The sequence below is a fragment of the Cylindrospermopsis sp. CR12 genome (assembly GCF_001432185.1).
GTDB lineage: Bacteria > Cyanobacteriota > Cyanobacteriia > Cyanobacteriales > Nostocaceae > Raphidiopsis > Raphidiopsis raciborskii.
On sequence record NZ_LMVE01000096.1, the window covers coordinates 1 to 9,526 of the forward strand.

The 9,526-nt window shown below is 40.7% G+C and carries 8 protein-coding genes and 1 pseudogene; 3 read left to right on the forward strand and 6 right to left on the reverse strand.

Going from position 1 to position 9,526, the window contains the following annotated elements; translation table 11 throughout:
• Window positions 1-106: 106 nt before the first annotated feature.
• Window positions 107-445, forward strand: a pseudogene (locus ASL19_RS11255) (hypothetical protein); the annotation flags it as partial.
• 125 nt (window positions 446-570) lie between these two features.
• Entirely contained in the window at window positions 571-2,082 is a 1,512-nt protein-coding gene (locus tag ASL19_RS11260; RefSeq protein ID WP_057178422.1) for a UbiD family decarboxylase, read from the forward strand.
• A gap of 35 nt (window positions 2,083-2,117) precedes the next feature.
• Here ASL19_RS11260 and ASL19_RS11265 read toward each other — a convergent pair whose 3' ends face one another.
• The 4 genes from ASL19_RS11265 to ASL19_RS11280 all read right to left on the reverse strand — a co-directional run bounded on the left by ASL19_RS11265 (window position 2,118) and on the right by ASL19_RS11280 (window position 5,484).
• Window positions 2,118-3,110: a hypothetical protein gene (locus ASL19_RS11265; RefSeq protein WP_057178423.1), complete on the reverse strand. Its 993-nt coding sequence runs from the start codon at window positions 3,108-3,110 to the stop codon at window positions 2,118-2,120.
• Window positions 3,111-3,120: 10 nt separating this feature from the next.
• Window positions 3,121-3,366 carry a hypothetical protein gene (locus ASL19_RS11270; RefSeq protein ID WP_006276474.1) on the reverse strand — a complete coding sequence of 82 codons (246 nt, stop codon included), beginning with the start codon at window positions 3,364-3,366 and terminating at the stop codon, window positions 3,121-3,123.
• 572 nt (window positions 3,367-3,938) lie between these two features.
• Complete coding sequence (locus ASL19_RS11275) at window positions 3,939-4,433, reverse strand: Hsp20/alpha crystallin family protein (RefSeq protein WP_006276472.1); 495 nt, start codon at window positions 4,431-4,433, stop codon at window positions 3,939-3,941.
• Between the two features lie 289 nt (window positions 4,434-4,722).
• Window positions 4,723-5,484 (reverse strand): thioesterase II family protein, encoded by a 762-nt coding sequence (locus ASL19_RS11280; protein ID WP_057178424.1) that lies wholly within the window; start codon window positions 5,482-5,484, stop codon window positions 4,723-4,725.
• A 151-nt stretch (window positions 5,485-5,635) separates the two neighbouring features.
• Here ASL19_RS11280 and acsF point away from each other — a divergent pair, with 151 nt between their 5' ends.
• A complete protein-coding gene (gene acsF, locus ASL19_RS11285) occupies window positions 5,636-6,712 on the forward strand; it encodes a magnesium-protoporphyrin IX monomethyl ester (oxidative) cyclase (RefSeq protein WP_057178425.1) in 1,077 nt (358 codons plus the stop codon).
• Between the two features lie 51 nt (window positions 6,713-6,763).
• Here the strand turns inward: acsF and ASL19_RS11290 are convergent, their stop codons facing one another.
• Both ASL19_RS11290 and ASL19_RS11295 read right to left on the reverse strand, forming a co-directional pair.
• Entirely contained in the window at window positions 6,764-7,333 is a 570-nt protein-coding gene (locus ASL19_RS11290) for a TIGR04376 family protein (protein ID WP_006276469.1), read from the reverse strand.
• 111 nt (window positions 7,334-7,444) lie between these two features.
• The coding region (locus ASL19_RS11295; protein ID WP_152980431.1) for a DUF4114 domain-containing protein at window positions 7,445-9,526 on the reverse strand (2,082 nt) is incomplete at its 5' end.

The following is a 9,526-nucleotide window of genomic DNA, read 5'->3' on the forward strand; positions in this document are numbered from 1 at the left end:
CCTTATTATAGCTTATCTTTTTTTAGAGGTTAAATAAATGAAAATTGCTGTAATGTCACCCTACTTGTCTGCTTGATTATTATCCCTTATTTTCCAACAACTCTAATATTCCAGTAAAACTCATTTTGTGGAAATGTGGGTGAAAGCAGAAGATTTAATTCGACCATGTATTGATCAGGAAATTAACGATACCAGTTGTCATCTTTTACCCCTACCAGTACCTGATAATAGTCCTGTAATCAAGGCAATCTATACCAATTCCTACACCAATGCTAAAAAGGAATATTATCCTTGGTCGGGTCTAGGTTATACATACGATTGGGGTAATCCTCAAAAACCACATGTGGGTCCTAGCGAGTTTATTATTAACCCAACAGCGGAAAAACCCGTCGAAGTGGAAGTGGTTTCCGTTACTCCTACTCAGGAATACTGCCATATTAAATAATCCAACAACCCCCGATTTATCGGGGGACTTGTGGTCACCCCACTTTTACTCATCAACCCTGTCTATAGCGTTCTGGCTAAAGCTATAATATTAAGAATAATTTACATTTCTTAACTGTTGGGAATATGGCGCGAGATTTACGGGGATTTATAAAAATTCTGGAAGAAAGAGGACAATTACAGCGGATTTCCGCATTGGTTAACCCAGATATGGAGATCGCAGAAATTGCTAACCGCATGCTGCAAAAAGGAGGACCAGGTCTATTATTTGAAAATGTCAAGGGTGCTTCTTTCCCCGTAGCAGTAAATTTGATGGGCACTGTGGAGCGAATTTGCTGGGCTATGAATATGCAACACCCAGAGGAATTGGAAACTTTGGGGAAAAAGTTAAGCATGCTTCAACAACCTAAACCTCCTAAAAATCTTTCCCAAGCTATAGATTTTGGTAAGGTGCTGTTTGATGTTCTTAAGGCCAAACCAGGAAGGGATTTTTTCCCCCCTTGTCAACAGGTGGTTGTGGAAGGTGAAGATTTAAATTTAAATAAGTTACCTTTGATACGTCCTTATCCCGGAGATGCCGGTAAGATTATTACTTTGGGATTGGTAATTACTAAGGATTGTGTCACCGGTACTCCTAATGTAGGTGTGTATCGTTTACAACTACAGTCCGCCCAGACCATGACCGTACACTGGTTATCAGTTCGGGGTGGAGCTAGACACTTACGTAAAGCTGCTGAACGAGGCAAAAAGTTGGAAGTAGCTATTGCCCTAGGTGTGGATCCCCTAATAATTATGGCAGCAGCTACTCCTATTCCTGTGGATTTATCGGAGTGGTTGTTTGCAGGGTTATACGGTGGTTCTGGAGTGCCATTAGCCAAGTGTAAGACAGTGGATCTGGAAGTACCTGCGGATTCTGAATTTGTGTTAGAGGGTACTATCACTCCTGGGGAGGTGTTACCTGATGGACCCTTTGGTGATCACATGGGGTATTATGGTGGTGTGGAGGATTCCCCCTTAATTAGGTTTGGGTGCATGACGCACCGTCGGGAACCGATTTATTTGACCACTTTTAGCGGTCGTCCGCCCAAAGAGGAGGCCATGATGGCCATCGCCCTGAATCGCATTTACACGCCCATTTTAAGGCAACAGGTGTCGGAAATAGTTGATTTCTTCCTCCCTATGGAGGCCTTGAGTTATAAGGCGGCGATTATTTCCATAGACAAGGCCTACCCAGGACAAGCGAGAAGAGCAGCTTTAGCATTTTGGAGTGCCTTACCCCAATTCACATACACGAAGTTTGTGATTGTTGTAGATAAGAATATCAATATTCGGGATCCACGTCAAGTGGTTTGGGCAATTAGTTCTAAAGTTGATCCATCTAGGGACGTATTTATATTGCCCAATACACCCTTTGATACTCTGGACTTTGCCAGTGAGAAACTAGGACTAGGTGGTAGAATGGGGATAGACGCGACTACCAAAATTCCTCCAGAAACTGAACACGAATGGGGAGAAGCTTTAGAATCTGATCCTAACATTGCTGCTTTAGTAGATAGACGCTGGGCAGAATACGGGTTAGCTAACTTAAATTTAGGAGAAGTCAACCCCAATCTGTTTGGGTATGACATCTCTAAATAGGAGTTGGATCAGGAGGTGTCTTGTTACAGCAAGCTCTAAATATCCCTAGGAAGTAGGTTGGCATTCCAGGTGTAAAAACCAACTTGATTGGGAACCCTAGAAAATCTACCCGTGCGATGACCTCTAGATAATTCGTTGAGGGTCTTATTTTTGATCCGGGCAATTTGCTGATCGTCAAGGTTACCATAAATTCCCTGGATCACTTCATTTACAGTAAAGATCTGACCTCTATGTTGTTCTAAGAACAAACTGATAGCATCAATGAGAAACTGACCTTCAAACTGTTCCAGCACCGGTATGATAGTGCTGGGTGATGCGCTTGCGGTAACAGACTTTTTCTTTTTGGTATGACTTGCTGAAGATGAACTACGACGGCTATAGTCCAATAGATTTAGTGCCAAAGTGTAACAACCAGGTTCATTAGGAACCGCATACCAATCACCCTTTTCCCTACCCTGGGTTAAAGAAGATTGGAGTCTACCCTTAACAATTCTCAAAACTGCAGGTTCCAAATTGCCATAGAGCGATCGCAAAATGAAATCTATATGACAAGCAGTTCCAGCGTGCTCATCGAAAAAAAGTCTTAAAGCTTCCATTCTATTTAGAGATTTGTACTGAGCGATCATAGGAACTTCCTCCCCTTTCCCAAAGGACTTATGGGTTTCCTCTGAAGGGGGGAGAACCGTTGCGTCTATTGCATCTGTAATTGGCTCAGGGGTTTCCGGACATACTTCCTTTTGGTTCTTATGTTCCAGACACTCAGATGCGAAAGACTCTAAAGTGGATTGGTGATTCGATGCTAAAAATAGCTGGGAACTCACTTGGTCTTCTTCTAACTCTGAAATAGGTTCATGATCGTCAGAATAGGACCATGAAGATAATAAAGCTTCCACATGATCCAGTTGCGATCGCGCTTCAATAAATAATTTCTGGTACTTCTGTACCAAACTGGCATAGTAGTTTCGTAATTCTAGCAATGGATTAATAAATGCTTCTGAGGGAGGTTTTAATTGTTCTGGAGAGGTCATATTACTGCAATCATTCTAGGGTGACATCGCTTTCATAATTCATAACACGGGGTTTTGCTTTTTTGGAATTACCAAGGGATTTTTTTGGTGGTTGTGGAGGGCGACAAGTTTCACAGTAGAGAGGTCTTGGTCCAAAAGTTTCCCGTTTTGTTGTTTGATTACACTCCTTACAGACAAAGTTAAAAATTCGGGTATGAATCTGTCTTTGATGGGCTCTGACAGTATATTCTCTCACTTGGATAATTTTGGTAGCCATAAATAAGAAACGTTGAATTGTTCAGTACTCTTAATATAGCTATTCAAGCAAACAAAGTTATTTCAGTGTTTGTTTTTCCACAAGTTTTTTTGAAATCCTTAAAATATAGCTTTATCCAGGGGGGATTAGGACAGGGTTTATGGTTGCTGGGTAAGGGTTCTGGCTCGCCTCCCCCCCCTTACAAGTGGCTAGGGCTATAAAATTGATTAGACTGTATAAATAAGCTCTCTAAAATATCCAATATTTAACTAATGTCAATACACCCTATTTTGATATTGCTCTTTTAATATTAAGCTACTTGAGCAAAAACAGTGAATCTTTGTCAATCTCGAACTTCAGGTTTTTCACTTATCATTCTATGTAATCTGATTACCTGTATTACAAGTACAAAACTTTGCACAAAGTTAATAGTTCTTAGGTTATTAACTGGACTCATCAATATCTATCGTATCTCCGCTGCGATCGCCATTATCAGATCCCATGTCCAAGTTTTTAAAAACCATTGGGCCACTGGAATATCAGAAGTCAGACAGTGATTAACTACTGACTTCTGATAGTTAATTGTTCAAGAACTAACCAAGATTAACCTTGACAGCTCTTTGTTTTTCCGCTTCTGTTTTAGGCAAGTTCAACCGGAGAATACCATCCTTATATTCAGCCTTAACTTCCTGATTTTTCACTGTTGAAGGCAATGGAATCACTCGCTGAAACTTACCGTAGCGAAACTCAGAACGAGTATAACCCTCCCTTTCAGTAGTAGTTTCTGATTTTCTTTCTCCAGTAATAGAAACCGCCTCGGGTGTTACTTCCACAGTTACGTCCTTAGCTGTCAATCCGGGTAATTCCACTTTTAGTTTAAAAGCATCCTCCGTTTCTTCCAGTTCAGCTGCGGGGATAAAATTTAACCCAGCTCTTTCACCTCCATCAGTGGGTAACATTCTTTCAAATAAACGACCCATTCGTCGTTGTAGGGTCTCAATTTCCCGGAAGGGATCCCAGCGTTCCAGATCACGGAAGGGTTCTAAACGTTCAATATCACGGATGGGATCCCAACGAACTAATGCCATAACCATCTCCTATACAATGTCGATTTGGATTGTGGATGCTGAAACTCAAGCTTCACATTCAACAATTAACAAATGGCAAAACCGGCATATTTCTGGATATTCTTGGTATCTCTAACTTTGTGAAACACGGTCTTTTTGCTTCCTGCTCTAACAGTAACACAAAATAATAAATTAGAGACGTTCGGTTTTATAGCTATCTAGTCGAAATAGCCGTACCTGATTGATGATTCTTCCATGATAACCGATTGCTTATTTTATCACCAATTTAATGACCAAAATCTATCCTATGTCAGTTGTTGGATAACTTTTGAGATATATATTGTAGAAGCAGCTCTTGATGGGAGCGAATAAAAAAGTGATTACCTGGCAAGGTATAGCAAGAAAACTCCCTATTAGTATGTTCCTTCCAACCGACTAAATCATCATGATTTACCATGGGATCCTCCGAACCACCAAATACAGTAATAGGAAAATCAAAAGGTGGTTCAACTTTATAGATATAAGTGTCTAAAACCTCAAAATCAGCCCGGAGAATAGGCAAAAATAATTCCCTCATTTCTGGGTTCTTGAGTATTTCGTCAGGGGTGCCATTATACTTAGCAATTTTCTCCAAAAACTCCCCATCAGGTAGATGATAAATCCCCTCGTCCCTACTGTGATTTTGGGGTGCATTACGAGCTGATATAAATAGATGTAATAGGGTTTTATATTCCAGAGCATATTCTGAGCGCAATAACCGAGCCAATTCAAAACCAACTAATCCTCCCATGCTATGACCAAAAATAGCAAAAGGCCTATCCAACAATGGCAAAATATGCTCAGCTATTGCTCGGACCAAAAGTTCCATTTTTCTGTAGGGAGGATATTTTACTCTCCCTCTTCCAGGTAATTCTACACCACGTACTTCCACAGTAGAAGGTAAATTTTTAGACCATTGATAAAATACGCTCGCACGGGCACCAGCATAGGGCAAACAAAATAAACGTAACTTTGGCTCTGAATGGGGCTGAGAGCTATCCGTTTTAGAATTAAACTTGATTAAATAAACCATAACGTAAAATAGTCACAGAGGTTAAGCGAGAAACTGGGTGAAATTTCAAGATTTGTTGCAACTCTTAATGTTTGTTTGCCCTTTTTGGGACTAGATTTTGATAGAGTAGATGTTATACAAATGTCATTATTATCCTTAATTGAAAATTAAGATGGTAAATTCCCTAAAAAAACCAACCTTTGAAGAAATACGTCCCGGGGTGAAAGTTCCTGCGAAAGAAACCCTATTAACACCCCGATTCTATACAACCGATTTTGACGAAATGGCGCGGATGGATATCTCCGTCAATGAGGACGAGCTGCGAGCCATCTTAGAAGAGTTTCGCGTTGACTATAACCGTCATCACTTTGTTCGAGATGCTGAATTTGAACAGTCCTGGGACCACATTGACGGACAAACCCGCCAATTGTTCATTGAATTTCTAGAACGCTCCTGCACAGCAGAGTTTTCTGGGTTCCTCCTCTACAAAGAACTAGGTCGCCGCTTAAAAGATAAAAGCCCTCTTCTAGCAGAGTGCTTTAATCTCATGTCACGGGATGAAGCTCGTCACGCCGGGTTTCTGAATAAGGCTATGTCGGACTTTAATCTATCCCTAGATCTAGGATTTTTGACCAAGAGTCGCAGTTATACCTTCTTCAAACCCAAATTTATCTTTTATGCCACCTATCTCTCTGAAAAGATTGGTTACTGGCGGTATATCACCATTTATCGTCATTTAGAAAAACATCCTGAAGATAGAATTTATCCAATTTTCCGTTTCTTTGAGAACTGGTGTCAGGATGAAAACCGTCATGGTGATTTCTTTGATGCTATCATGAAGGCCCAACCACAAATGTTGCGGGGGTGGCAAGGTAAACTTTGGAGTCGTTTCTTTTTGTTGTCTGTATTTGCCACCATGTATCTCAATGATATTCAGCGTAAAGACTTTTATGCTGCCATTGGTTTAGATGCTAGAGAGTACGACATTCATGTCATCAAGAAGACTAACGAAACCGCTGGTCGCGTGTTTCCCATAATTTTAGATGTGGAAAGTCCAGAGTTTTATCAGCGTTTGGATATTTGCATTAAGAATAACGAAAGGTTAACAGCTATTTCCAATGGCAATAGTCCCAAATTCCTACAATTTTTGCAGAAGATACCCATTTACATTTCCCATGGATGGCAGTTCCTCAAACTGTACTTGATGAAGCCCATTGATGTATTGGCAACCCAAGGTGAACCCAAATAGGGTGAAAAGCCCCGCTATTGCGGGGACAATATTCTAGTATCCTAAGAAGCGTCACTTTTTCCTGTTCCTTTTCATTTCTTCTAGTTCATCCTGAATTTCCCAACGACGAAACTCTTCTTCTAAGTCATCAAACTTGGAATTGGAGTAGTTGAACTTGGAATCTGTGGTTTTTGTACCCTCGTTGGTTGAAGATTTAGTTTTATCACTTTTCATCGCTTTAGCTTTTACTTGCACTTCTTCCCGACGTTGTTTAATCTTAGTTAACGTCTGTTGAGACTGCACAACTTTCTCTTTTAAAGACTGCATGTTTGCCCATTGCTGATTTCCCTCTCGCAGTAAAGAATCTTCTTTTGCTTGTGCCGGTACAGCTAAGTCTTCCCTACCTGCTGCCTTAGCTTTTTGAATACGAGCATGCCATCGTTGTATTTCTTGTGCGGTTGCCAGAATTTCATCCTGGACTTGTCGTTCCTGTAATTGTAGATCTGTAATCAATTTTATTGTTTTTTCCTCCTCGCGCTGTAGTTGTTCCGTGAGCATTTCCAACTCTATATGAGGATTGTTTCGTATAAATTCTTCTAAACGGGCTTCCAGAAAACGACTTAGATCATCAAATAGACTCACTGTAAAAACTCCAAAGGTAGATATATTTTATTATATATTTATTGAATTGGGGACCAAGGTTTTAACTAACCCAAATTAGCAAAACCTTGGTGGTGAACGACAACGGTTTTTTTAACCAAAGGAGAAGACCATATCATTAAAGTCGTAATCACTAACTCCCACACCAGCAGGTAAATCTTCAAACCCAAAGATATTATTGCCAAAGCTCTTGATGTGAGCTGCACCATCTGGGTTAGCAGCACCAAAGCTAAAGTAAGCAACGGGTAAACCCATATAATTTTGAGCAGTAGCTGCACTGTTATTGGGATTAACCTTGAAAAACTCGTTAATAGCTTCTTGGATACTACCAGAGTAATTGCCACCATTAGCAATCACAAATGGTGCATAAGTTTTGCCTCCAATACCAATCAAGTCACCATTAATATTGGGGGTAACTGACCCTCCTGCGCGCACAGTAAAATTGCTAATTACTTTACTCTTGTCCAAAGCAGCTTTGGCATAACCAGATTGTCCAGGTGCAATACCATTGACTGCTCCTGTCGCATTATCCACCTCATACAACCCAAATATGTTTTTAAAGGCAGCATCAGTTTGACCTAAAGCATTTTGTAATGCTTGTCTTGCTTCCGCTGGCCTATAGGTGCTGGGGAAATTATAGAACACATTATCAGCAATATTAGATAGGGGAGGTGCTTCTTTAGGAATCAAGGAATTTCCAGGATTAACTGTGGTTGATGAGTAGGTGACACCTGTTCCTGTCACTGCAACAGCAATTCCCAACTGTCCTGGGTCAACAATAATACCATTTTGAATTCTATCACCATCCCATTTATCTCCATCTGTAAGATTTAGACTGAGATAAAGTTCTCCAAAGTCTCGAATCCCATTGCTATTTTTATCAGTAAATTTGTACTGATATAAGGGCTTTCCTTGTTCATCTGCATACCGCTCAAACTTCTTAGCCTCAAAGTTAAATTTTGCGTATGTAGCAGACTGTAAATCATTGGGTAACTGATTGAGAATATTTTTAGGCAAATAGAAATCTAAAGTAGAGCTTCCCCCCGGAAGGACTCCACTCATGGTTAACCCCAAGGGATCTCCAATGGAGCTAATCCCAGGGGGAGTAGATGCCAATACCACTGTTCCATCGTTTAAGGTAACTGAAACCTCGCCATTTGGGTTCTTGGGTAAAACTCTCACACTTTCAATGGTGGTATTGGCTCCAGTTTTAATCGTACCAAAATCTTCTATCGCAGCATTTGCTCCTTTGTTAAAGGTATCAACACCTCCAAATGGAATAACTACAATGTTCGGATCTGTTAGCTTTTCTTGAGTTCCTAGAATACCTTGACCAATATTTGCTGATTGTGCTTTTTGAGTAACTTCTGCACTAATACCCTTTGGTTGGGTGGGATCTAAGGTGGGACTGCCAAGTGATGGCAGTACCTCCGTACCAATGGTTAGGGTCTGGGAACTCTTAAACTGGGGGGTTACATTATTAAGGGTGAAGATAGCAGTTAGTTGATTTGACCCTTCTTTGAAGAAGTTATAGTCTTTACTAGTTAGCTTATAAGACCAGTTCGTACCAATCACATTGGCAAGCCTGATCTGTCCCCCAAATTGAACTGTCACCTGTGCTTTTTGATCGCTTACTGTACCACTTAAAGTTACTCCCGCATTCTTTTCTTCTATTGTGAGAATGCCATCTGTAGCAATGATATTAAATGTTCCTGATACATTGGGTGTTTGATTATCATTCACATCCGTGACGTTAATAGTAACGTTTACAGGAGAAGAGGTGTTGTTGGCAGCATCACTAGCAGTTATTCCTAATGTAAACGTGTTTGGAGTAGTCTCAAAGTCATTGGACGCGGCTGATGCAGCTGCACCTGCTGCTGTGAGGGTAATTACTCCACTGTTACTAATGGCAAAGAACCCGGAATTATTTCCAGATGCGATCGCAAAGCTTGTGACTCCTACTGCATCGGTAGCTGTGACTGTTCCCACTTGGAAGTTAGCCGTTTTTCCTTCTGCATAGGAGAACGTTTGGTTGGTGTTTACAACGGGGGCGGTGTCATCCACATCCGTGACGTTGATAGTAACGTTTACAGGAGAAGAGGTGTTACCAGCAGCATCACTAGCAGTTATTCCTAGTGTAAACGTATTTGGATTAGTCTCAAAGTCATTGGACGC

Excerpts from the sequence above, each read along its gene's own strand:
- ASL19_RS11260 (WP_057178422.1), top strand. The coding sequence starts at position 571 with ATGGCGCGAGATTTACGGGGATTTATAAAAATTCTGGAAGAAAGAGGA.
- ASL19_RS11265 (WP_057178423.1), bottom strand. The coding sequence starts at position 3,110 with ATGACCTCTCCAGAACAATTAAAACCTCCCTCAGAAGCATTTATTAAT.
- ASL19_RS11270 (WP_006276474.1), bottom strand. The coding sequence starts at position 3,366 with ATGGCTACCAAAATTATCCAAGTGAGAGAATATACTGTCAGAGCCCAT.
- ASL19_RS11275 (WP_006276472.1), bottom strand. The coding sequence starts at position 4,433 with ATGGCATTAGTTCGTTGGGATCCCATCCGTGATATTGAACGTTTAGAA.
- ASL19_RS11280 (WP_057178424.1), bottom strand. The coding sequence starts at position 5,484 with ATGGTTTATTTAATCAAGTTTAATTCTAAAACGGATAGCTCTCAGCCC.
- acsF (WP_057178425.1), top strand. The coding sequence starts at position 5,636 with ATGGTAAATTCCCTAAAAAAACCAACCTTTGAAGAAATACGTCCCGGG.